Annotated in this window: 26 protein-coding genes and 1 pseudogene; 10 read left to right on the top strand and 17 right to left on the bottom strand. The window is 39.5% G+C overall.

Annotated elements, in window-relative coordinates:
* Window positions 1–353 precede the first annotated feature (353 nt).
* Window positions 354–668, bottom strand: a complete 315-nt coding sequence (locus AC59HZ_RS14745) for a DUF3892 domain-containing protein (RefSeq protein ID WP_496546557.1) — start codon at window positions 666–668, stop codon at window positions 354–356.
* 218 nt (window positions 669–886) lie between these two features.
* Between AC59HZ_RS14745 and AC59HZ_RS14740 the strand changes: the two genes are divergently transcribed.
* Window positions 887–2,437, top strand: coding sequence for a glycosyl hydrolase family 28-related protein (locus AC59HZ_RS14740; protein ID WP_496546556.1), 1,551 nt, complete (start codon window positions 887–889; stop codon window positions 2,435–2,437).
* Here the strand turns inward: AC59HZ_RS14740 and AC59HZ_RS14735 are convergent.
* Window positions 2,428–3,006 carry a DUF1836 domain-containing protein gene (locus AC59HZ_RS14735; RefSeq protein ID WP_496546555.1) on the bottom strand — a complete coding sequence of 193 codons (579 nt, stop codon included), beginning with the start codon at window positions 3,004–3,006 and terminating at the stop codon, window positions 2,428–2,430. The genes AC59HZ_RS14740 and AC59HZ_RS14735 overlap by 10 nt on opposite strands.
* Before the next feature lie 133 nt (window positions 3,007–3,139).
* Here AC59HZ_RS14735 and trhA point away from each other — a divergent pair, with 133 nt between their 5' ends.
* Complete coding sequence (gene trhA / locus AC59HZ_RS14730) at window positions 3,140–3,787, top strand: PAQR family membrane homeostasis protein TrhA (RefSeq protein WP_496546554.1); 648 nt, start codon at window positions 3,140–3,142, stop codon at window positions 3,785–3,787.
* A gap of 90 nt (window positions 3,788–3,877) precedes the next feature.
* Here the strand turns inward: trhA and AC59HZ_RS14725 are convergent, their stop codons facing one another.
* Both AC59HZ_RS14725 and AC59HZ_RS14720 read right to left on the bottom strand, forming a co-directional pair.
* On the bottom strand, window positions 3,878–5,239 hold the full coding sequence (locus AC59HZ_RS14725; RefSeq protein ID WP_496546553.1) for a glycosyltransferase family 4 protein: 1,362 nt from the start codon (window positions 5,237–5,239) through the stop codon (window positions 3,878–3,880).
* 7 nt (window positions 5,240–5,246) lie between these two features.
* Window positions 5,247–6,332, bottom strand: a complete 1,086-nt coding sequence (locus tag AC59HZ_RS14720) for a CotS family spore coat protein (RefSeq protein ID WP_496546552.1) — start codon at window positions 6,330–6,332, stop codon at window positions 5,247–5,249.
* Window positions 6,333–6,615: 283 nt separating this feature from the next.
* On the opposite strand from AC59HZ_RS14720, the pseudogene AC59HZ_RS14715 reads away from it, so the two are divergent.
* The 5 genes and pseudogenes from AC59HZ_RS14715 to AC59HZ_RS14695 all read left to right on the top strand — a co-directional run bounded on the left by AC59HZ_RS14715 (window position 6,616) and on the right by AC59HZ_RS14695 (window position 9,729).
* Window positions 6,616–6,969 (top strand): annotated as a pseudogene (locus tag AC59HZ_RS14715) (3-hydroxyacyl-CoA dehydrogenase NAD-binding domain-containing protein).
* A gap of 34 nt (window positions 6,970–7,003) precedes the next feature.
* Window positions 7,004–7,429: a UDP binding domain-containing protein gene (locus AC59HZ_RS14710; protein ID WP_496546551.1), complete on the top strand. Its 426-nt coding sequence runs from the start codon at window positions 7,004–7,006 to the stop codon at window positions 7,427–7,429.
* Window positions 7,417–7,608: a UDP binding domain-containing protein gene (locus AC59HZ_RS14705; RefSeq protein ID WP_496546550.1), complete on the top strand. Its 192-nt coding sequence runs from the start codon at window positions 7,417–7,419 to the stop codon at window positions 7,606–7,608. The genes AC59HZ_RS14710 and AC59HZ_RS14705 overlap by 13 nt, the downstream gene beginning before the upstream one ends.
* A 19-nt stretch (window positions 7,609–7,627) precedes the next feature.
* The gene (locus AC59HZ_RS14700) at window positions 7,628–8,668 is read left to right on the top strand and encodes a sugar phosphate nucleotidyltransferase (protein WP_496546549.1); all 1,041 of its coding nucleotides are present in this window, start codon (window positions 7,628–7,630) and stop codon (window positions 8,666–8,668) included.
* A gap of 71 nt (window positions 8,669–8,739) precedes the next feature.
* Window positions 8,740–9,729: an NAD-dependent epimerase gene (locus tag AC59HZ_RS14695; protein ID WP_496546548.1), complete on the top strand. Its 990-nt coding sequence runs from the start codon at window positions 8,740–8,742 to the stop codon at window positions 9,727–9,729.
* Between the two features lie 16 nt (window positions 9,730–9,745).
* Here AC59HZ_RS14695 and AC59HZ_RS14690 read toward each other — a convergent pair whose 3' ends face one another.
* From AC59HZ_RS14690 to AC59HZ_RS14630, 13 genes are all read right to left on the bottom strand, one after another.
* Window positions 9,746–10,429, bottom strand: a complete 684-nt coding sequence (locus tag AC59HZ_RS14690; RefSeq protein ID WP_496546547.1) for a Dph6-related ATP pyrophosphatase — start codon at window positions 10,427–10,429, stop codon at window positions 9,746–9,748.
* Window positions 10,419–10,805, bottom strand: coding sequence for a DUF488 domain-containing protein (locus AC59HZ_RS14685; RefSeq protein WP_496546546.1), 387 nt, complete (start codon window positions 10,803–10,805; stop codon window positions 10,419–10,421). The genes AC59HZ_RS14690 and AC59HZ_RS14685 overlap by 11 nt, the downstream gene beginning before the upstream one ends.
* A gap of 12 nt (window positions 10,806–10,817) precedes the next feature.
* On the bottom strand, window positions 10,818–11,048 hold the full coding sequence (locus tag AC59HZ_RS14680; protein ID WP_496546545.1) for an excisionase family DNA-binding protein: 231 nt from the start codon (window positions 11,046–11,048) through the stop codon (window positions 10,818–10,820).
* Window positions 11,049–11,051: 3 nt separating this feature from the next.
* A complete protein-coding gene (locus AC59HZ_RS14675) occupies window positions 11,052–12,080 on the bottom strand; it encodes a DmpA family aminopeptidase (RefSeq protein ID WP_496546544.1) in 1,029 nt (342 codons plus the stop codon).
* Window positions 12,077–13,012 carry a dipeptidase gene (locus tag AC59HZ_RS14670; protein ID WP_496546543.1) on the bottom strand — a complete coding sequence of 312 codons (936 nt, stop codon included), beginning with the start codon at window positions 13,010–13,012 and terminating at the stop codon, window positions 12,077–12,079. Before AC59HZ_RS14670 ends, AC59HZ_RS14675 begins: the two co-directional genes overlap by 4 nt.
* 189 nt (window positions 13,013–13,201) lie before the next feature.
* Window positions 13,202–14,458 carry an ArgE/DapE family deacylase gene (locus tag AC59HZ_RS14665; RefSeq protein WP_496546542.1) on the bottom strand — a complete coding sequence of 419 codons (1,257 nt, stop codon included), beginning with the start codon at window positions 14,456–14,458 and terminating at the stop codon, window positions 13,202–13,204.
* Window positions 14,459–14,474: 16 nt separating this feature from the next.
* Window positions 14,475–15,704, bottom strand: coding sequence for a Zn-dependent hydrolase (locus AC59HZ_RS14660; protein WP_496546541.1), 1,230 nt, complete (start codon window positions 15,702–15,704; stop codon window positions 14,475–14,477).
* A gap of 17 nt (window positions 15,705–15,721) precedes the next feature.
* Window positions 15,722–17,065 (bottom strand): allantoinase AllB, encoded by a 1,344-nt coding sequence (gene allB / locus AC59HZ_RS14655; RefSeq protein WP_496546540.1) that lies wholly within the window; start codon window positions 17,063–17,065, stop codon window positions 15,722–15,724.
* A gap of 10 nt (window positions 17,066–17,075) precedes the next feature.
* Complete coding sequence (gene uraH, locus AC59HZ_RS14650) at window positions 17,076–17,435, bottom strand: hydroxyisourate hydrolase (RefSeq protein ID WP_496546539.1); 360 nt, start codon at window positions 17,433–17,435, stop codon at window positions 17,076–17,078.
* Window positions 17,432–18,385 carry a factor-independent urate hydroxylase gene (gene pucL, locus AC59HZ_RS14645; RefSeq protein ID WP_496546538.1) on the bottom strand — a complete coding sequence of 318 codons (954 nt, stop codon included), beginning with the start codon at window positions 18,383–18,385 and terminating at the stop codon, window positions 17,432–17,434. Before pucL ends, uraH begins: the two co-directional genes overlap by 4 nt.
* Before the next feature lie 13 nt (window positions 18,386–18,398).
* Window positions 18,399–18,953 carry a 2-oxo-4-hydroxy-4-carboxy-5-ureidoimidazoline decarboxylase gene (gene uraD / locus AC59HZ_RS14640; RefSeq protein WP_496546537.1) on the bottom strand — a complete coding sequence of 185 codons (555 nt, stop codon included), beginning with the start codon at window positions 18,951–18,953 and terminating at the stop codon, window positions 18,399–18,401.
* 109 nt (window positions 18,954–19,062) lie between these two features.
* Window positions 19,063–20,031, bottom strand: coding sequence for a bile acid:sodium symporter family protein (locus tag AC59HZ_RS14635; protein WP_496546536.1), 969 nt, complete (start codon window positions 20,029–20,031; stop codon window positions 19,063–19,065).
* Window positions 20,032–20,047: 16 nt separating this feature from the next.
* On the bottom strand, window positions 20,048–20,404 hold the full coding sequence (locus AC59HZ_RS14630; protein WP_496546603.1) for a rhodanese-like domain-containing protein: 357 nt from the start codon (window positions 20,402–20,404) through the stop codon (window positions 20,048–20,050).
* Window positions 20,405–20,586: 182 nt separating this feature from the next.
* On the opposite strand from AC59HZ_RS14630, the gene liaG reads away from it, so the two are divergent.
* The 3 genes from liaG to ade all read left to right on the top strand — a co-directional run bounded on the left by liaG (window position 20,587) and on the right by ade (window position 23,871).
* A complete protein-coding gene (gene liaG, locus AC59HZ_RS14625) occupies window positions 20,587–21,453 on the top strand; it encodes a LiaG family protein (protein WP_496546535.1) in 867 nt (288 codons plus the stop codon).
* 129 nt (window positions 21,454–21,582) lie between these two features.
* Window positions 21,583–21,972 carry a YuzC family spore coat inner layer protein gene (locus AC59HZ_RS14620; protein WP_496546534.1) on the top strand — a complete coding sequence of 130 codons (390 nt, stop codon included), beginning with the start codon at window positions 21,583–21,585 and terminating at the stop codon, window positions 21,970–21,972.
* A 156-nt stretch (window positions 21,973–22,128) separates the two neighbouring features.
* Window positions 22,129–23,871, top strand: coding sequence for an adenine deaminase (ade, locus tag AC59HZ_RS14615; protein ID WP_496546533.1), 1,743 nt, complete (start codon window positions 22,129–22,131; stop codon window positions 23,869–23,871).
* Window positions 23,872–23,963 lie beyond the last annotated feature (92 nt).

Below are 23,963 nucleotides of genomic sequence, written 5' to 3'. Positions count from 1 at the left end.
TCATTCTAAGAAACTACTAAAATGTCCCATAGGAGAGTGCTATGGGACAAAAACATCCTAAAATACTACTGAAATGTCCCCATAGGAAGGCTCTATGGGACAAAAACATCCTAAAATACTACTAAAATGTCCCATAGGAGGGCTCTATGGGACAAAAACATCCTAAAATACTACTGAAATGTTCCATAGGAGGGCTCTATGGGACAAAAACATCCTAAAATACTACTGAAATGTCCCATAGGAAGGCTCTATGGGACAAAAGCATCCAAAATCTCTATCAAAATGTCCCATAGGATAAATTTACATTTAAAGTTTGATTAAAGCTCATATTTTTTATAACCAGCTTGAAAAAATTAAAATTCCGGTAATCGATCTAAATTATTTTCTTTGATACCGTCCGGCTCGCTGCGAATGATATCTCTGCCATATTTATGAAAGACATCTACATGAGCAAGCTTACCTCCCTTTGCTTCATCCAATGCAGTGATATAATCCAGCTCCCGCCCAGTGTTCGTCTTAAAGGCAATAATATCGCCATCGTCGTTTTTCCTTACGGCCACAAACTCTTCTTTTCCTTCATTATTCCCGCCGCCCGCATCAGCTTGGGCTTGCTGCTCGCTTTGCTGTTTATAATGTTCATAAATTTGTTCAAAATCTTTCTCTTCCATAAAGTTTCACCTCCGAACATTTGTTAGTATTTTTCTTTTCTTAAAATTTATCCCCTTCGTTGAACTAATATTGGTAGTCCATTTGTTACAGGTACGCTGATATTTTAGACCGTCCGTTCTGCCTGGCTTGTATTGTTGGTGAAATTTGGGTCATAATTATTTATGCCATAAAATAAAACGTAAACGATTTTTATAGGCTTACCTGTGGAGTGTGAAAAATGCTGGATTTGGATAAAAGCCATGATCCCCAAAAAAATGCTGACATATTAGCTAGCTTTGTTGAAAACCCTGCAACAGCGCTTCGAGAAACTGTTACTCTCTTTGAACAGATACGGAAGAATGTTTTACCCACTCAAAAAGCCCCTAATAAATCATTTTCTTTTGCAGGAGCTTTCTTTCGGCAATTTTCAAAAACAACTATACATAGCGAACCTTCAAAACTTTTTGTCGAATCTGCCGGACAGGTTTATCCTGAATGGATGGAATTATTAAATAAAGAATTTGCCAGCTTAAAAATGAATTTGATTAATGAAGTAAATGTAGTTGATTATGGGGCTGTTGGGGACGGAAAGACGGATTGTACGGCCGCTTTTCGGAAGGCTATTGGCAAGGGCCGTGTAAAGGTAATGGTTCCACCGGGAATCTTTATTACTAAGGGAATCCGCCTGCCGTCCTGTACAAGCTTGTTCGGGGCTGGAAAAGGTTTGACAACGATTAAGCTGCATGACGATGCTCCTAAAGGAACAAGGCTTATTACAAACGCCAATCATTGGCGTGGCAACCACCATCTTTTCGTTGGTTCATTGAGTTTGGACTGGAATGTAGAAAGACTTGGCGACTCCCCCAAAACAAGTACTTGGGGTAATCATTCAAGCTGTTTGACCTATGCAAATGTAACCTACGGATGGGTGAAAGAGGTGGAAGCCATCAATCCTGGTCTTCACTGTTTTGACATCTCCTCTACCTTGTACAATTATACAGGAGACGGATTTCGTGCCAGGGGCGGAAGCAAGTATGTATGGCTTGATAATTTAAATGGCTATGGATTTGGTGATGACGGCATTACGACCCATCATAGTGATTATATTTTCATTTCTAACTCACATATGTGCGATCCAAGTGGACGGGCCCATCAGAAAGGTTTTTCCAATTCAAATGGGTTTGAAATCGACGATGGCTCACAGAATGTGTTACTTGTTAATAATTCTAGCGCCCGCTGTTTTGGCGGAGTGGAAATTAAGGCTCATGAAAATTCATCTGCTGCCGCTAATGTTCAGATTGTTGGACATATTTCTGTGAACGATAACCGTTCCTATAATTTTCGCCATATTGGTCACCACAAAAGCACGGATGCGGAATCGAAAACGGCCTTTAATATAATTGGGGTGAATCTCGTTTGTGCTGCTCCGATTTTTTCAGATTTATATAAGGATTCTACACCGCGAGGCATGGTCGTTTCTGCTTATAAAAATGTCGTCATTAATCAGTTTACCTTGATAGGCGACCCGGATTATGACTACAAAGGAAACCCTGTCATTGCGATTCAATATCGTGCTAGAAATGTCTTTTTGAAAAACGTGGTGATGAGGGATTTTAAAAAGGCAGGAGTGGGAATTAAAGTATTCGGAGGAGAAAATCGGGCGGACAGTGTTCGGATTTGTGACGTGGAGATAGAAAATTCCTCTCCTAAATCCATTGATGTCGGTGCTGGTATCCAAGATATCAAAATTGAAAACTTCAATAAAAAAAGCGTCAAAAACTATCGTTGACGCTTTTCTTCTTTTTCAATTGGAAGTTGGTCAACGAGCTTTTCGGCCGCTTTCCTATATAAATTACTCATATGAACAAGTGAGGATACCATGAGAACCTGCTCTAGGTACGGAGCAGCATCGTCCAGCGATTCTTTTACTTCAGTCTTTCGATCTTGGAGGTCCATTTTAAAGTCCCCGACATTTTTGCTGGTTAGATTTAAATAGCTATTATAAAAAGACTCTAATTTGATTTCTTCCTTGATAATTTTTTTATTGATACCATCAAGCAATATTTTAATATCATTGATTGATAAAGCCCCTTTTAGCTGATAAATCAGACTGATTAGGATGAGATGTTCTTTTGAATATTTTTTATTTTTTATCGGAAATATCAGCTTTCCCTTCGCATAGTTATTAATCATTGTTTTGGTAAGAACCTTTTCTTCGTCATTCCGCTTCGATTCAGCAAATTTATTTTCAAATAACTGAATGACTTGGTCCATGTATAAATCGATTTTTGGAATTTCCTCCAAAGTCAGACTCGTATCTAGGCCAAGCTGTTCTATAAGTTGATTGATATTTTCCATGATTTAAAAAACCCCGATCTCATCCTTTATATTTTTCATTATACCTAATGAAATAAGCATTGACTAGATGATAATATATCAGTATCATTATATGTAGTTATTAAAACTACATGTTGTAATAGGGGGCTTTAAAATGAACAATTATATTCGTGAACCAATCAATGGACTGACCCATTTAGCGGGGGCACTTTTGTCTTTTGTCGGACTGCTTGCGATGGTGATCAAAGCATCGATGACGTCTCCTGCACCGATGACAATAGCGGCTGTCATCATTTTTGGCGTTAGTATGATTTTGCTTTATTCTGCTTCTGCAACATACCATATGGTTATAGCTAAGGATAAGGTAATCGCCTTTTTAAGACGACTGGACCATTCAATGATTTTTGTTTTGATTGCAGGAACATATACGCCTTTTTGCTTCATTAGTTTGAACGGAAAAATCGGTGCGATTCTTTTTTCGATTATTTATGCAGTGGCGATAAGCGGAGTAGTGTTTAAAATGGTTTGGTTTAATTGTCCCCGCTGGATTTCGACGGCACTCTATATCGCAATGGGCTGGATGATTGTGTTTGTTTTTTCCCCACTTGCTGGCAGTATAAATCCATGGGGGTTATTTTTATTGGTATTAGGCGGCATCTTCTATACTATTGGAGGCGTCATTTATGGGGCCAAACCGAAGTTTTTGGAGTTTAAGCATTTAGGTTTTCATGAAATTTTTCATATTTTCATTTTGCTGGGCAGCCTGGCGCATTTCTTTAGTGTGTTTTTGTATGTTATATAATATGAATATTCTTATAAAATGGCTCGGAGGTGCCCTCCAAGCCATTTCACATATATTTAAGATTGAATAAATTACTCGGTTTTATTGATGTCATCGATTTTTCCTATTATTTTTATTATTTTTATGTTTTTTGTAATTTTTACTGTTTTTGTCTTTATCTTTTTTGTAATCTTTACTGTTTTTGTCTTTATCTTTTTTGGAATCTATACTGTCTGTGGCATTATCTTTTTTGAATTCGCCTTCTATTCCGGCATTCTCGACTCCATTTTCTGTTATCATGCTTTCCTTTTCTGAAATTTGAATTTCGGCATTTTCAGATTGTTTCCATACTTCAAGTACCTCGTCTGCTACTCTCGTCCATTGGTATTTGGATTCAGCAAGTTCTCTTCCTTTTTCCCCCATTTTTTTCATCATATATTTGTCAGATAATATTTCGGTTATTTTTTTGAAAAAATCCTCTGGATCCTCCGGATTTTCCACTATTAGTCCATTTTCTTTAGGAAGAATAACTTCGGGATTTCCTCCCCTTGCCGTTGTAACGATTGGAAGACCTGCTGCCATTGCTTCGTAATGAACCCTTGCCAGAGGTTCCTGCCAAATTGAGGTACAGACAAATAAATCAGCCGCCGCAAACCATTTTTGGATATCATATGGACTAACAAAGCCTGTTGTCATAACAGGTATTGTTTGTGTTGCCGCTAATGCTCTGACATAGGCTACAAAATCGGTTACCTTATTTTGGCTAAACCAATTACTTCCGACGATGACTAAAGCCAAATCTTTATATTTTTTAGAAAGTAATGGTAAGGCTCTGACTAATCTGTCGACTCCTTTGTTGGCTGAAAGTCTTCCCGCAAATAAAATGACCGTTTTGTTCTCTAATCCATGTTCTTTACGAATCGAACTCCTAATTTTTTTCATTTTGGAATGGCTTCCAGGTAAAAATCGCTCCGTATCAACTCCTGAATAAATGGTTCGTAGCTTTGGCGAAGCTTGTGGATAAAGTTGACGGATGACATTTCCGACATAATTACTCACCGTTACAATTTTTGATACTTCTTGTACAACGGCCTTTGCTTCTTCCGGTTCAATTTTATTCAAATCGAACATATCATTATGCATGCTTAAGGTAATTTTAGATTGGGGAGCAACATTCCGGACGGGCAAGACAAGGCGTGGGCGATTAAAAATGTGGATAAGATCGAAGTGATTGTTTTGAATATAGCGAACAACTCCGTCACGATAGATTTCAAAAATTTTCCCTGTTACACGAACATAATGGATTCCACTTTTCGTTTCAGTTTCCGGCAAAGATGCATCATTAATCCCCAAAACAGTAATATCATGGAATTTACTTAAATATGGCAAAATGCCTGAAATATATGTTTGGATTGCTCCTCCTAATACTGGGGGAACAGGAAGTTTTTCTGTACAAACCATTAATATTTTCATGTTTTTCCTATTTCCTCCAATCGTTTTGAATTTCCTTTAATACTGACCATTTGGATTGTTCGGTCACGATAATTGCTTTTATTAATTCTTCTGTTGTGCTAGTAAGGAATAATTCAGGTTCCTTTACGATATCTTTCACATTTCTGTAAAATTCATTTGGCAAAGATAAATCAATCATTAAAATTTCATATAGTTCAGGGGAGATGGGATTTGCTTTGTGGTAAGCCTTTATCATTTCACGAACCCAAGTAACATCCCATTTGGATAATTCCGCCATTTTACCAGTAATCAACTTTCTCAAATCCCGAATGGGAAGGTCATAGGCGACACCATCCAGGTCGATAATCCACATTCCATTACGTCCCATTTGGGAATTGGACCAGCCATAATCCTGATGTGCCAGCCCCCATTCTGCATTTCCTTTTTTAATTAAGTCAAGATAGTTGGATTGATTAAGTCTATTTAAACTTGATCTAACTTCTTCTTTATATTTATCTATTACATTCAAAATAACTGAACTAGTTGGCATTTCCTGATAGACTTTGGCCAAATTTTTGAACCAATCCATTTTATTCATCATTTTTTCATACTTCCTTGGCCATTTGTACAATCTTGAAGCAATTTCAGCCCCATCAGGAGGGACATAGCCCTTGGTTTGAAGATGAAAATGACCAAGAGTGTAACAAAGCTGCTTTGTTCCTTCCAAATCTTTTGAAATCGGCGCCAGTGGTTCAATCCATTCAGCAACAAACCATACTTTTCCGCCAGCTTCAATAAAATCTTGTCCATTTTTTGTTTTGACGATAGCTGGCACTCTTGCACCTTTAACATCAACCAAGTATCTTTGTGCCCCAAGGCTGAATAAACTTCTGGTCGGCCTTCGGTGTAACAGTTTTAAACTTTTCGGCCCCTTACTAGTGGAAACTTTCCATATAGCCCCGCCTTGTTCAGCCTTAGTTGCTATAACCTCCATGCTATTAACCTGAAAACTATAATTTTTAATAACCTCTTTTGCTAATGCATTAACATAATCAGGTACAAAAACTTTAATATCTTCCCTTTCTTCCCATGGAAGAATTACTATCTCCTTCAAAATAACCCTCCTTTGAAGTCCGTCTAAACGAGACCATTTTTTATTAAATTGATTAGAACTTATCTAGGTGATCGTTACAGAATCCTCAAATAGACTTATTATATGATATGGAATTGTACAAGAAATGAAAGGGCCATATGCGGATGTAATAAAACAACTCCCCCAATTTGAAATAAAACTTTCAGTAGATTAGGTTTTTAACTGTTTCGAATCCTTGATTTATCTCATAAACTACATTAATCATAAGGATTTATTTGAATAATATAGCAAGGAGGTCAAACGAATGAACATAGCAGTAATCGGGACGGGCTATGTGGGAACTACAACAAGTGTCTCTTTTGCATTGAGTGGACATACTGTTTTTGCCATTGACCATGATGAGGAAAAATAGAAAAACTTAAAACTGCGAGCCTTCCCTTCTATGAAGAAGATATAGAAGAGTTGTTAAAAAAAACTCACAGTAACCGGAAACCTTTCTTTCACAACCCGATTGGATGAAATAATTGTTCAGTGTTCCAACCTTTTCATTACAGTAGGTACTCCATCATTATTGGGTGGACAAGCTGATTTGTCCTATGTGGAAGAAGTGGCAAGGGTAATTGGAAATTTAATGAACAAATACAAAGTAAGCGTATGAACTGGCAAGATTTTGTGAAAGAATTGGAGCAAATGTGGGCGAAGTAGCAAAAGGAATGGGGATGGATAGCAGGATTGGTCCTCAGTTTCTCCAGGCGGGAATAGGCTATCGAGGGTCATGTTTTCTGAAGGATATCAGCGCATTAATGGCATTGGCATCCGAAAATAATATCACCTTGAATATACTTCAAGCTGTCACACATGTAAACCAAACACAAACAGATTGGTTTTTGGAAAAAATAAAGAAAGCATTAGGCTCACTCTCAGGAAAACGTATTGCTATATTAGGCTTAACATTCAAACCTAACACAGACGATATTAGAGAAGCTCCCTCCCTAAAAATGATCGATTATCTCCTGCAAAATAATGCCTTAATTACTGCATACGATCTTCAAGGTACAGAACATTCAAAAAAATTTATCCATCTATTATTTATACATCCAATCCTATGGAAGCATTAAATGAGGCTGATGCTGTCCTTATACTAACAGAATGGAAAGAAATTATTGAGATTAATTGGAAATCCGCTATTAATACTGTTTCTTCCCCTTTTGTATTAGATGGCAGAAATGTCCTTAATGCATCTGACATGAAGAAATTGGGCTACCATTATGCAGGAGTTGGTATGCCAGATTTTTAACCCAGAAAGGAGAATTATTATGAAGGGAGTTATACTTTGTGCTGGTAAAGGGACACGCATACAGCCTTTTTCTTCTAGTCTACCAAAAACTCTTTTACCGGTTGCAAATCAGCCAATACTTAATCATTGCATCATGAAGATGAAAAAAGCTGGAATAACTGAAATTGGTATTGTAATGAATCCCGGACAAAAGGAAATTATTAACTATATTTCCCTTTCCCATAAAGAATTAAAGATTCAATATATTTATCAAACAGAGCAATTGGGAATTTCCCATGCGCTTAGTCAGGCGGAATCATTTATTAGCAATGATTCTTTTATATTAATGCTTGGGGATAATATCATTCTCGAGCCCATTGAAACTCTTATTCAAGCATTTAAAGGTAATAAAGGAGCAATCCTTCTAACAGAAGTAAAAAATGGAAGTGATTTTGGGATTGCCGAAATCAAAAATCACCAAGTTATCAGTTTGGAAGAAAAACCAAAGCATCCTAAAAGTAATCTTGCTGTAATAGGGATGTATATATTCGATGGATCTATTTTTGATGCTATCCGCCATATCCCCCTTTCCAAAAGAGGAGAATATGAAATTACTGATGCCATTCAGTGGATGATCAATCAGGATTATTCCATTTCATATTCTATTACAGAAGAACCTTTTTCAGATGTAGGAACAATTGAAAGATGGCTGGCCGCCAACGAATGGGTGCTTTCGAAAATGCTGGGAGATAAAGTTCAGGTTGGGTCTAACACCAAACTTGAAAATTGCACATTAATAGGCCCTGTTTTGATTGGAAATAACTGCATTTTAAAAAATGCAAAAATAGGTCCTTATATTTCAATTCAAGATGATTCATCACTCATTAATTGTATGGTTGAACATAGTATTCTTCTTAAAAACACCAAAATAATGAATGTAAGTCCCCTTCTTTCTAACTCCATTTTTGGAATTAACACTACACTAGTAGGAATAAATGAAGAGATCAAAAACTTACAATTTATCTTAGGAAGCTTTTCGCAGATTAAAAATTCTTCAGACTTTAACGAGGAAGGAAAATAACCTAGTTTTCTGCTGTGTCGAACTGTTTATCTCCAGCAGCATATGGTTAAATCAGAATAGGAGGAATAAACGTGCAAAGATTTACTGGAGGCATATTTGTCACTGGTTGTGCAGGCTTCATAGGTTTTCATCTTTCTAAGCGTTTGTTAGATGAAGGCTGCAATGTCCTTGGTATTGATAATATAAATAATTATTATGACACTACCTTAAAATATGATAGATTAAGCATTCTAGCAAAGTATCCAAACTTTTCATTCATTAAGGGTTCAATCGAAAACCTCGAGTTATTGGAAAGTCTCTTTGACCAATATAACATTGACATTGTTATTAATCTGGCAGCTCAAGCGGGTGTAAGATACAGTTTGAAAAATCCCCACGTGTATATCCAATCAAACCTTGTTGGATTTTCAAATATACTAGACTGCTGTAAAAAACATCAAATCAAACATCTAATTTACGCATCATCAAGTTCTGTTTACGGGAACAATAAAAAAATGCCGTTTTCTGTTCATGATCGTGTTGATAACCCGGTTAGTTTATATGGTGCTACAAAAAAAGCTAATGAGTTATTGGCTTATTCATACAGCCAATTATATCAACTCCCTACAACCGGGCTTCGCTTCTTTACAGTTTACGGACCTTGGGGCAGACCAGATATGGCATACTTTACATTTTCGAATGCCATCATTAATCAAGAACCTATCGAAGTATATAACTATGGAAATATGAAAAGAGACTTTACCTATATTGATGATGTAATAGAATCCATTTATCGACTTATAAAAAAAGGACCGCCTGACAAATCTAATTCATATTATAAAATCTATAACATTGGTAACAATCATCCAATACAACTTAATGACTTCATCCAAGTGCTCGAAAAACACCTCGGAAAGAATGCTGTAATGAATTTATTACCATTTCAGCCAGGCGATGTCCTAGAAACATATGCGGATATTGACGACTTGGTAAATGATATTAATTATAAACCTACAACTTCTGTTGAAGAGGGAATCAGAAAGTTTGTCGAGTGGTATAAAGAATATAATAAAATTTCTTAGTTTTTATTAATATTTATCAGTCATGGTCCGTTAGACAAAAATACTCAAATTCTAATTTCTTAGTAGTTTCAAGGGTAATAATTTTTCCTTTTTCCAGCTGAATTCTTTTTGAAAATAATGGGCCATCATAAACGAAGGTGTGGTATTCACCAGCTTCGCCCATCGGACAACTTTTAGTAACCAGAATATCCTTAACAAATGAAGAATCTATTTTTCTCCCAAGCCACAACTCATCTAAAATATCTTCTCTTACTCGAATAACCACAGCTTCATAGCCGGTTCGAACAAATTCTTCAAGTGCCTGCGAGGCCTCTTCCTGCTTCATCCAAAGGGGATAGATAGCATTAACATCGGCGGCCTCCGCAACTTTTTCTCCCCACTCACGGTGAGGATCAAAATATAAATCTCCAAATGCAATGCCGCTTAGACCATATTGATCTCTTAGTTGTTTAAGAGTTTTAATAAAGTCTTCCGTATAATAATCAAAGGAACATGCGATAAAATGTACGGGTATATTTAACGAGTTTCCTTGAAGCTTGATCATTTCGGTTTTTTCTCCATGACCAAATGTTCTCCCGATTTCGACTGGAACGGTCGTAAGTAAGCATGCAACCTCATAACCTTGCTCCACTAAGTGGTGCAAAGCCATGCATCCATCCTTTCCGCCGCTCCATGATAATGCAATCTTTTTATTCAACATAACCATTTCCTATCTGTATTTTACTATTAAGCTCCTCCTGCAAAACGTGGGCGTGATTGTACACTGGATCCTTTGCACCATAAAGTAGAGTTACTCTATTATTAGCGGAGGCATCCATAATTTGCTCGATCAGTTGAAGCTTCTTTTCGTCAGTCCGGAGTTCATCAATATATTTACTGCGAAATTCATCAAATAGCTCAGGCTTATGACAAAACCATTTGCGGAGCTCGGGGCTTGGGGCAATATCCTTAAACCAATAGGTTAACTTCGCTGCTTCCTTTGATATTCCCCGTGGCCATACACGGTCGATCAAAATGCGGTGCCCATCGATTTCATCAAAAGGTTCATAAATTCTTTTAAGGAAAATATTTTTCATTGGTTTCCCTCCCTAGTCCTCATCCTTTACATCTAAATCCTCCGGGATGGGTTCGTTCAATATTTCTTCTACGTGGTGTTTGTATTTTTCTATTTGTTTTAGATGGGTATTGAATTGTTCTTTATAAATTAAATACTCGCTGCCGTCAAAGAGGGCGCGAATTTTCTTTTGCTGGATGAGACCTTTGACAGTTGACTCAGGAATCGATAAATATTCTGCTGTCTCTATTATGGTAAGGTACATTATTTACTCCTCTTTTATTAAGTTGATAGAGTGGACAAGTCGTCCGGCTCTGCCTTTAGTCGTATCTGCCTGCGATAGAGAATTTAAGATTGCCTCTTCCGCAGCTTCAGCAGCTGCTGCAAAGAGCTGGTTCATGATTGGATGGTCTTCACGAAGCTGTTTACGCATTTCCGTCACCTCATCCGAAAAATGCGCTATTTTATGAGCCGTTGAAAAAGCAATGACAATATCTCCGCTTCCGTGGCTAAAATGACTGCCTGCTCTGCCCAGGCCAATTCCACATCTTTTTGCTATACGCTGTAATTGCCGGTCACTTAAAGGAGCGTCTGTTGCCAGGACAATGATAATCGAACCATCGGAGGTTTCCGACAACCCTGCCTTATCGGAATAGCGAACCCTCAATAATTCTTCCTTTTTCCCAAAATTACTTAAGACAAGACAACCAATTGTATATTCACTTACAATTCTAGACGAAGACCCAATCCCGCCTTTATAGCCAAAGCAAATCATTCCTTTCCCGGCACCGACGGCGCCTTCCTCAGCGAGGTGTTCAGAGGCATTCTGAATGGCTTCAATGGCATGCTCAGGTTTTACAGGAAACAAGCGAATCGAATTTAAATAGCTGTCATTGCATTCTCCCACTACTATATTGATCGTCCCAGTGGTGTCGCCGATTTCGTGATTCTCCTTGAGCATATATTCGAGTGTTCCTTGAGTCACGGCAGAAACCGCAAAGGTATTCGTCAACATTATCGGCGATTCAAGGACACCTAATTCATTAACTTGTACAAGCCCAGTTGTTTTTCCGAACCCGTTAATGACATAGCTGGCTGCCGTGACTTTTTCTTTAAACAGATTCCCATTATGCGGGAGGATGGCAGTTACTCCAGTACATGCATATTCGTCACCAACCGCATCCAAAGAGAAGTCCAGGGTCACATGCCCTACCATTACCCCCTCTACATCCGTGATACAGTTTTTAATCCCCGTAGGCAATGCACCAATGGTGATTCCATTTTCCCTAACTTTCATTTTGAAAACCCCGGTCTATGATCAAGGAAATTTTGATAAGCAAATCCCCTTACTACTTCCTCATTATAATACTTTAAAAGTTCATTTATGAGATTTTGAGTTTTAGAGGCGTCCTCTAAATCGGTGATAAAGGTTGTGATTCCGTCGAAATCCGAACCTAACCCAATTTGCTTTACTCCTCCCAATGAACAAAAATGGTCGATATGTTTTATTAGATCTGCGATCGTTGCTTCACCTGTTTCTTTTACAAAAGGAGGATTGTAAACAACGTGGATCAAACCGCCTTTGCGAAACATGGCATCAGCCTGTTCGTCCGTTAAATTACGGAGATGATTGCAAAGCGCCCTGGAATTGGAGTGGCTCGCAATCGGGTATTGGGCGATTTCCATCACATCCCAAAAAGCTTTATCACTTAAATGGGATACATCTGTGAGCACCTGATACTCATTATTTAAATCAACAATATCTTTTCCTAACAATGTCAATCCACCGCCACGTGGTTCACCAGCACCATCTGCAGCAAGATTGGCATTATTCCAAGTCAAACCCACCGAACGAACACCAAGCTGATAAAGAATTCGGAGCTTCATTAAATCATTGCCAATCGCATCCACGCCCTCAAGCGTTAGCATCGCCCCAATCTGGCCAATTTTTAAACTATCAAAATCAGACCAATCTTTAATATGTATCATATCAGGGTTTTTCCCCAGAACTTCCTGATAAAAATAATCGATTTGTCCCAGTGCTACTTGGAACTTCTGATCAGATGGGATATCAGGATCGATAAAGATTGCAAAGCATTGAACCTTTATTTTTCCTATTTGTAACCGGGCTTTGTTTGTTTCTAACTCAGGTGCATCCGCAAAACGCAATGTACCTTGGCCCTCTTGGAGTTTCAATAAGGCATCGCAATGCAGGTCAATTATGTTCATAGTTGGAAAACTCCTTTTTATTAAGAATTTTACCACATTGAAAAAAGCTAGAAATATCTCAATGAAAAAAAATAAGCCAGCTTCCTTAAAAAAGGTACTGGCTTACAAGAATTTGTAGAATTCGCATGTTATTTTGTAGTAACACATCATTATTTTGTAGAATAATCTTTTAATTTTGTTGAATTCTTATTAAGAAGATACCGACATTAAATCATATAGTGTACAAGCAATAATTTTAGTAGCATCCAGCAAATCTTCTATTCGAATATTTTCGTCTGCCCGGTGTCCATTGGCTTCTTCTAACAATTTTGGGCCCACACCAAACATAATTGTTGGGATACCCTTCGCATAAAAATGGCGGGCATCAGCATAAATCGGAACCCCGTTGATTGATAATTGACCTTTCCCATTCATCAATAAATCCCAGTTCGCACTCAAGGCTGCGATTAATGGAGAATCTTCCGAGACCGGCCCAAAGCTTTCTGCATGGAGGATTTTCCGTATTTCTACTTTTAACCCTTCGATATGCGCAACTGCTTGATTCACAATTTCACAAAGCTCAACCTCAGCTAGTACTGCGTCCTCTCCCGGTATTAATCTTCGGTCAATTCTAATCTTGCACTCATCAGGCACTACATTGGTGTTAATCCCCCCTGTTATGAGTCCCACAACCAATGTTGGATGATCAATACCCGGTACAGAGGATTTTTTCACTGTGAGTGTCTTACGATATTCATATAGAGCGTTTAGGATTTGGGAAGTCGCTTCAATAGCATCAATACCTGTATGTGGAAGGGCAGCATGGGCGGATTTTCCGGTTGTCTTGATTTCAAAATGTAAGCAGCCATTGTGGGCATTAACAGCAGAATAGGTAAAGCCAGCGGCAATGGCTAAATCAGGCTTGATAACCGCTCGATCCAAAAGCCATTTTGGTCCTATTTCTCCGCCTGTTTCTTCATCAAACGTAAATGCCAAGTCGACTTGCCCTTTTAATGGCTGCTGGACTTCAACTTGTTTTAAGGCTTGGACTGCGTACGTATAAGCAGCAATATCAGATTTAGAAACGGCCACTCCACGACCATACATTTTCCCCTCAATAATCTCTGCTCCATACGGATTTACACTCCAGCCTAACCCCGGCGGTACCACATCACCATGTGCATTTAATACGATATTAGCACCCCTCCCGCTGCCAAATCCGGATTTGGCAACGACATTGGCCAAACTAATCATCCCGTTCGCTTTTACCTCATCATCTTCTACCTTTAACAAAGAGACATCTTCAAATCCAAGTTCACAAAGCTGCTCATGCAGGAGAGAAGCAATAGGATAACAGTCTCCAGCAGGATTATCCGAAGGAGTTTGCACTAATTTTTTTAAAAAATGAACCAGCTCATCTTCGTTCTCCTCAATCCACTTCACAATTCTTACCTTATCTTTATTCATAAAACCACTCTCCCTGCTACTTGTAAGCTAACTGATGTAATAGTTCGATTAATACGTCAAGACCTGTATCTAGTTCATTGTTCGAAGTATATTCCAGTGGGGAATGACTAATTCCTCCCTTACTTGGGACGAACAGTATAGTAGTTGGGCAAATTCTCGCAAATAGCTGAGCATCGTGCCCTGCCCCGCTATGCATCACATGATAGCCAATATTACGATTCATGCAGATGTCCTGAATCATTTCATTTAACTTAACATCCATTTGCACTGGCTGAACTTCATGCCATTTTTCTATCTCTAAATGCAGTCCCTTCTGCTTCGCAATTTCCATAAAACGGCTTGAAAATCGCTCGCAAAAGGAGTTCAAGACCTCTTCCGTTGGATGTCTGGCATCCACTGTAAAAACCACTTGGTTCGGTATCACATTTGACACATTCGGTTCCACCAAGAGCTGCCCCACCGTTGTGACGAGATTCTCATCGAATCCTTCAGCCAAGTTATATAAGTCATCAATCATGGCTGATGCACCACGCAGCGGATCTTTTCGCCATTTCATTAATGTCGTACCGGCATGGTTGGATTCCCCGTTTACCGTAATCATAAACCGCTTTTGCCCGACTATGGTTTGAACGATACCGATAGATTTTTGAAGTTTTTCTAAAGTAGGTCCTTGTTCAATATGTAATTCAATAAATCTATCGATATCATTGCGTCTCAGGTAATCTTGATTGGCAAATCCAAAGCCCACTTCCTTCATTGCTGACTCAAAGCTTGTGCCCTCAGTATCTTTTAAACTCTCAATATCTTGAAAGGTATAGACCCCCGTCATCATGCCGGAGCCAAAGCAGGCTAGCGGGAAGCGGCTCCCTTCCTCTTCACATAATGAGACGATTTCAAGATTTACCTTTGGCTCTCCAAATTGCTGTTTAAGATGCCTTAATGCAAGGATTCCCGCTAGGATCCCATAGGCTCCGTCATATTTACCTCCTGATGTGACCGAATCAACATGGGAACCAACGAGTATGGTCGGGCTCATAGAATTTCCACAAGACAATCTCCCAAACAAGTTTCCAATCGAATCATAATACGTTTGAAATCCGAGTTCATCCATCCATTCCTTTAGGGCTTGCTGAGCCTCTTTCCAAGCTTTGGAATAAAGGAGACGGGTAACACCGCCATCCGAAACTGATCCAAATGAACTTAGCCAGTCGATTGCTTCTGCCAGATTTTCGGGAACATGACTCATGACAATCTCTCCCTTAACTAGAGGCTTAGTCCAAATTTTTCTTCTTTGACTCCTTTTTGATCATCATAGATAACCTTGCCTCGTAAAATCGTTTTCTTAATTTTGAGGGAAAATTCCCGATTTTCGTAAGGGGAATAAGGATTCCGAAACCCAAAGGATTTTTTATCAGCAATCGTGGTTTCATCCAGACGAATCAACGCTAGATCTGCATCCAATCCCGGGCGAATCCTCCCTTTTCTAGCGGCGATTCCAAACCTTTCGGCGACATTAGAGGTACCTAAGGGCAAAATATGTTTCAGGTCAATCTTTCGCTTCTGAGCCTCATCCATTAAAGCAAGCCAAGTAAACTGAACCCCTTGGATTCCACCCCACGCCTCCCAGATAGAAGAGGTCGATTTCATGGAAGCTAGACAAGGCGAATGATCGGAACCAATCGTATCGAATATGCCCTTCTTAATGCAGTCCCATAATCCTTCCACCTCTTCCCGTGCTCTTAAAGGCGGCGCACATTTTAGGATTGCACCTTTTTCTATGAAATCCTCTTCATCAAAAATTAAGTAGTGTGGACATGTTTCAACCGTTACGTTCACACCACTTTTCTTAGCCTGCTCGATAAGAAAAGCCACTTTTGCTGAACTAATGTGAACAATGTGAATAGCAGTTCCGTATTTTGCCGCCAAATCTAAAGCATGATTAACAGCTTTTTCTTCGGCAGATATTGGCCTGCTCGCGAGAAAGGCTCTCCTTTCATCCATCCCAGCACGATATTTATAAAAAGCAGTAAGTCTAGCAATCTCTTCATCCCATTCGGCATGAAGAGCGAGAATTTTATCGTGCTCCTTCGCCGCTTGCATGGCTTGCTTTAATCCATCCGGTGATACGAACTGAAAATCTTCGATCCCACTCTCACTCATAAACGCCTTCCAGGCGATAATCCCCTTACTCATTTGTGCTAGTTCTGACCGTTTATCCAGGTTAATCCCGGTCATGCCCCCCCAAAGAGCATAATCGACATATGACAATGAAGTTAAATACCCTTTTTTATCAAGTAAATTCTGTAAGTTTGTGATAGATGGTGAACAATTAAGCGGCATATCAAATATGGTAGTCGTCCCGCCCATTGCAGCAGCTCGGCTGCCCGTTTCTATTCCTTCCCAATCAGTCCTTCCAGGATCATTAAAATGGACATGTGCATCAATAAAACCAGGAACAACCAGACACCCGCTCGCATCAATACTATTTCCAATTGGCTCGACTTTTTCTAGGGAGTCAATTTTTCCATCAATGATTTTGATATTTATCTCCCGGAAGCCTTCCTCAGTAAAGACAAGGCCATCTTTCACCCATAGCTCTTTCGTCATATGAACCTCCCTAACTCCCTCTATATGTGCTATAACCACCAGGTGATATCAGCAGTGGTACATGATAGTGGGATGCAGGATCAGAAATACCAAAGCGAATAGGAACACAATCCAAAAACGAAGGATCACCAATTGAAGTACCGCGATTTCGAAAATAATCTCCAACATGGAACCGAATTTCATAGATTCCTCTTTTCATAGACTCCCCCGCTAGGAGCGGCTGGTTTAACCTGCCATCCTCGTTCGTGCTGCTTGTTTTTAAGCATTCAAAATGGTTATTTGCACCAGCTAGCCATAATTCCACCTGGACGCCATAAGCAGGCTTTCCAATGCTAATATCAAGTACATGGGTTGTCAGCTTACCGGTCATACCTCTGATCCCTCAGCATTTTCCAAATCATCTCTTTTCAGCGAGAAACGTTGAAAGCCAAACGGCGGGCGGGGCTCAGTAAATACTTTTCCTTCTTCCGATGCTGGAATTTCGTCTAAGATTGTTTCCCATGTCCGATTATTGGATTCAAAGCAGACCTCCACTAATTGTGGGAAACGCTCCAGTATTCTTTTGCCAATACGATAGATAAGATTTTGGATAGAAGGTGAGTTTTCTTCGTGAAATACAGTATAGGCAATATCTCTCACTTGCTCAGCGGCAACATATCCTTCTGTTGTAAGACCCCTGGCTGCATTCATGTCGTTGTAACGCCAATCGATATTCAAAAAGATAAAGAGCGGACGGTCAAAGGATTCTGGCAGTGTGGTATATTCATCCTTCACATAGCCGAAAAAAGAGCTGCCTCTCACCTTAATCAGCTTCAGACCCTTCAAGCTGCTCAAATGGTCTGTTGTGGTGATTCCGTCTTGGCAGCGTTCCAATTCAACTCGCGCACAGGCCTGTTCATTTAAGGAATAGCGAAATACTAAAGGACTAGGCTTAAATCCGCCCTTTGTTGGGACTGGAAGTTCATCAAAAGGAATTTGCTCACCGGATATCTTGATGCCTGTCATTTGCGGATATTTTTCAAGAAAGCGATGGGCGACAAATTCCAAGAAACCCTCCTGCGTTGCTCCATCATAATCCCCTGCATGCTTGAGTATAAAATTCTTCATGGAATCCGTTGCGACAACCAATGTGTTATCTCCATCTTTAAAAGAAGAAAGAAAGGCATCCCCCTCTACTGCTACTTTCACATTCATGCCAAAAAGAATATTTCCGCGTCCTGTAAAGGATGATTCCGGAATCGACCGAATCTCAGTAAGCGGTTTAGCGTATGTTCTATAGACCCAAACAGCTTCTTTTCCATAACACATCATTCTCTTCATCTCTCTCATCCCCTTAATCAATCATATCGTTCAAGCGGAGCCCTGCGATTTTATACACCTCATTCAATGCAGTAACACATTCAGCCTCAAAGCTATAGTCCACCCTTTCTTTCATGGCAGATAGGATAGTATCTTTGTTTTGTCCCTTCACTGCCATGATAAAAGGAAATCCAAATTTCATTACATATCTCTGGTTAAGTGCAGCAAACTCTTCATATTCATCCTTTGATAGTTTATCTAATCCAACTCGCGTCTGCTCTTTTTGGGATACTTCCGATATTTTTAATCTTGTTCCTAAATCAGGATGGGCACGGAGAAGTGCCAATTGCAAGGATTCCTCGGCATTTTGCACAATCGTCAACATCGTTTGGAAGAGATGATTGCGCGATTGAAATGGCTGTCTCTCCCACGCTCCCTGCGCCACCCAGGGAGAATGTTCAAATATCCAGCCCAAAGTATCCACAAACATATCCTGGTTCATTTGATTTATCTTTTCAATCGTTAGAATTCCGATACGGTTAACCTCCCTTTCTGTTAAACTTGCAATCGTCCATTCAACGACCCGCAAGATGGTTTAATTAATATATAGTAGAAAGATGAGGTGGTTATGTTTGATTTTCCACAAGATAAAAATAGAGAAATCCCCTCACTAAATTTGTAAGGGGATTTCTCTATTTTTATAAAACAACAGATTCCTGCTTATCCACTTTTTCTTGATAAAAGCGGTCAAGAAAATGTCCATTAAGGGAAGCCAGTATTTGTTGAAAAAGCATGCCAACGACAACAGGCACAGCCACCGCAGCCGGAAAAAAGGAAACAGCGATCACAGCCCCGGCGCTGATGTTTCGCATCCCGCCCGTGAAGGTCAAAGTAATTACCGTATCGCGGTCTCGCTTCAGCAAGCGCCCAATCAGAAAGGATAACAGATATCCAAAAAGGGCGATAAAAAAGACGACCAAAATAATACTGATAAGTTTTAGATTTATATGTTTCAAATATGGCGCGACCACAGCTCCATTCAGCATCACGACAATGCCAATGGCGAGTTTGGAAAAAGGAGCGAGTTTGGAGCCCAATTGATCCTGTATTTTCCCTTTTGTCACTTGGTTTAAAAACATTCCGATTAAGGAGGGAATGACGATCATTCCGAATAGACCCTTCATGATACTGATGAAATCCATATCAATTTTCTGACCTACAAATAGGGACAAGGAATATGGAACAATAAACGGTGATAACAATGTATCTATTAATATAATCGATAAAACCAGCGGAATGTTTCCTTTGTATATAGAAACCCAGATGAAGCTTGTGATGCCCGTTGGAATTACCATTCCTAAAATGAGGCCGGTAATTGTGTAAACGTCACCCCGGAAGGCGATATGCCCCACTCCCCAAGCCCATAATGGCATCAAAGCATGAAGGGCAAGCATGGCTATAAAAATTGGAAATGGATGAGTGATAACCTCTTTTAGCGATTTGAAATTGGAGCTTAAACTACCGGCAAACGTCATAAAGGCAAAAATCCAAGGAATCAAAAAGGAAAAATCCTTCAAATAAGTACTAAGCAATACTCCAGTCACAACGCCTGTCGGAGTAATAAATGGCATAATCTTTTCTAGTTGTTTATTTAATTTCTGCAGCATTTAAAGTCTCTCCATATCAGTCGTTTAGAGATTTCAAATATTCCTTCCAAGCCGTCAGGCCGCCCTCTAAAACAATTACCTTAAACCCGCCGCCCTCTAAAATATTCGCACATTTTCCTGCTGAGTTACCGGTGGTACAGGTGACAACAATCTCCTGGTCTTTTGGTAAGGATAAATGAAGATTCTCACGTGTTTCTTCCATTGCAAAAATATTCGTCTTAGGTATATTAACACTTTGAATTTGTGGTTCCTTAATATGAAATTCGTTATATTTCTCTTCCGCCCGTACATCCAGCAAAAGAACCTTTTCATTATTCTTTAATCTTTCATGCAGCTCTTTCGGCGATATTTTTTTTATCGTCAACGTAAACACCTCCACTAAAAGGATAACATAATTTTTAAAAATTGGATGCAGGTCCTTCGTGAATCGAAAAAAATTCAATCCCTATTTCCGTCTCAGGTCTTAGAAGAAATTAATTCTCCGGTACATTGGTTTAAAACAAAGGATTTCTTATCATAGGTATAGAAGATGTAAGAAAAAGGGGATGGAAAAAAATGAAAAGAATTTTGTTACTTTTAGTCGTCATTACCGGTTTATATATTATCTTTAATCATTCTTGGCAATTCAGCGCTTTAAGTGCGAGTAAACAAGACGGGCAAGCGGCCGTTTCAACTGATACCAAGGTGATTAAGGTAGATGTGTCGAGCGTTAGTACGATCATAATTCCAGAGGACCGGGATGATTTAAAAGCTGTGTATACTGGAAAACAAAAGTTAAATATTCGGGAGAACGGAGACGAAGTACAAGTTTCGCTTAAAAGCAAATGGTTTGACTGGTTCAACTGGGGGCCATTTTCAGAAAAAAAGAAGCTGAAAATCTACATTCCTGAAGACTATAACCAAAACATGCAGATAGATTTAGGATCTGGCAATGTAAATTTTTCCGGATCCTCTAAAAATAAACCAATGAAATTGAATGAGTTAACCGTTGATATTGGTTCTGGGAACATGAATCTCAAGAATCTGAATGTGAACAAATTTAAGCAAGATGTTTCATCCGGAAATGTGGATATCGATTCCCTTAAAACGAAAACAGGTTCCTTTGATATATCCTCTGGTGATCTCGACATTACCCATTATACAGGTGCGGTGGAGGCGGATGTATCCTCTGGGAAGCTGAATATTCAAATCGATAAACTAGTCGATTCGATTAAATTAGATCTTAGCTCAGGGGACGTGGGGCTCGATTTACCAAATAACGCCGATTTTACACTTAACGGGGATGTTAGCAGCGGAAATATTTCTTGTGACCTTCCATTAACATCGAAGGATCTCAAAAATAAAAGTATCAAAGGCACCCATGGGTCCGGAAAATATAAGATTGACCTTGATGTCTCAAGCGGCAGCATTCATATTCGATAATACAATAAACGTTTGGGGGCAATGAATCCCGAACGTTTTTTCATTCACTTAGATACATCAGGAACCAATATCGCCTAAAATACATACCGTATATTGCCTTGGGTTTTTAACATGGGAAGGAGAGTTACAATGTTCCATAACCCTTTTCACTATCAGATTTATCCGCCAATGCCTGTTTACCCGGTATATGCCATGTACCCTCAATTACCTCGAAGCTATCCTCCAGTGGATATAAAAATATTTTCACAATCTGTTCATTCGTTTCGTCTATTAATGGAACAAGGAAGTATTTTATTAGATCGTTTAGGCGACGCGGGTTTTGCCCAAAAAATGATGAGTGCTGCCCAGCAAGGAAAAAATGTTGAAGTCGATCGTTTAATAAAATCAATTGGATTGAAGGTCCCGGTCGCAGCCAAATATACGCCAACTGGAGTAAACTTTATCCTAACAACTCAAACAAGCCAAAACCAGCCGGCTAGCTGCTGCACCTTAACCGTGGCGATGAAATGGGGACGCTAACGAAATTAAATACATTCTTATAAAAACCTGCAAGTAATGACAATTTCATCAAGCTGGCAGGTTTTTTTGAGTCTTTCGCATGTAAAAACCGCGTATGATAAACTAAGGTCAATCAATACCCATTGCTATCCATTTTATTGAAGAGGATGTTGCTATATGGATAAAAAGATGTTAACCAAAAGAATTGCAGTCGCTTCAGGAAGACAGCCGGCAGATACGGTCATTAAGAACGGAAAAATCGTCGATGTTTTTAACGGAGAAATCATGTATGGAGACATCGCCATCGTGGACGGCTATTTTGCTGGAATCGGTGATTATACAGGAAGTACAACTATTGATGCAAACGGCAGTTATGTCTCCCCCTCCTTCATTGATGGGCATGTTCATATCGAGTCCTCTATGTTAACACCAAAGGAATTTGCCAAAGTTCTCCTCATGCATGGCGTAACGACTGTCATCGCAGACCCGCATGAAATCGCCAATGTCTCGGGTGTGGACGGCATTCAATACATACTAGACTCTACAGAACAGCTTCCGTTTGATTTTTTCATTATGCTGCCATCCTGCATTCCGGCAACAAATTTTGAACATGCCGGTGCTACTCTTCTAATGGAAGACCTCAAACCATTTTATCAACATCCTAGAGTCCTGGGCTTGGCGGAAGTAATGAATTTCCCGGCAGTCCTTAACGCAGAAAATTCAATGATGGATAAATTAATTGAAACAAGAAATTACAGAAAAAAAATTGATGGCCATGCTGCAGGCTTAACCCCAAAGGACTTGAATGTCTATATGGCAGCCGGCATCCGCACTGACCATGAATGCACCACGCTAGAAGAAGCAAAAGAACGGTTAAGAAAAGGAATGTATTTGATGATTCGGGAAGGCACCGTTGCCAAGGATCTTGGGCAGCTCAGCGGCGTCGTAACTAACCGGAATTCCAGGCGCTGCTTATTCGTCACCGATGATAAGCATTTAGACGATCTATTGGATGAAGGAAGTATTGATCATAATGTGCGACTTGCAATTGGGGCAGGTATCCATCCGATTACGGCTATCCAAATGGCCACTATCAATGCAGCTGAATGCTTTGGCCTTGAGGAACGAGGTGCCATTGCCCCGGGGTATAAAGCTGATTTTTTAATCATGGACGACCTGGAAAGCATCAAAATCACCCAGGTTTTTAAAAGTGGAATGTCCGTTGTTAAAGATGGTAAATTGATTGATTTTCCAGAAAAAAGAAATAATAATGCGCCAGAATTACTTAAGTGTACCGTCAATTTACAGGAATTAACAAAAGATCATTTTCAGATTCCCTTAAAAACGAAAAAGGCAAATATTATTGGAATTATCCCAAATAGCCTGGTTACAAATCATCTAATTGAGGAAGTCGACCTGGACGATGCTGGTCTTTTTCAATCATCGATAAAGAATGACCAATTAAAGCTGGCTGTCATTGAACGGCACCATTTGACCAAGAACATCGGGCTGGGAATTGTTAAGGGCTTGGGGTTAAAAACAGGAGCGATAGCCACGACCATTGCCCATGATTCCCACAATCTCATCATTGCCGGAACCAATGATCACGATATGTTACTCGCCGCTCAAGTAATAAAGGAAATGCAGGGTGGGCTTGTCGTCATTAAAGAGGGTCAGGTACTATCCAAGCTAAAGCTGCCAATTGCTGGCTTGATGTCAGAAGGTTCCTACCAAGAAGTAAATTCAGGATTATTCAGCACCAATCAAGCCTTAAAAGAAATAGGAGCGCACCATCACTTTAATCCATTTCTAACCTTATCTTTCCTCGCTCTGCCAGTGATTCCGGAAATAAAGCTGACTGACGGGGGATTATTTCAAGTATCTAAATTTCAACATATTAACATAGAAGCATTAAAATAAAAGGACATGGTAAATGCCATTGTTTCTTTTTAACACTGTTGATTGGAGCGGAAGGCGCGAAGACTCCTCGAAAATGCTAACGCATTTCCTTC

The sequence above is a fragment of the Neobacillus sp. DZ-9 genome (genome assembly GCF_059587065.1).
The sequence above is the reverse complement of the archived record's forward strand: the minus strand, read 5'-3'. Positions and strand labels throughout refer to the sequence as shown.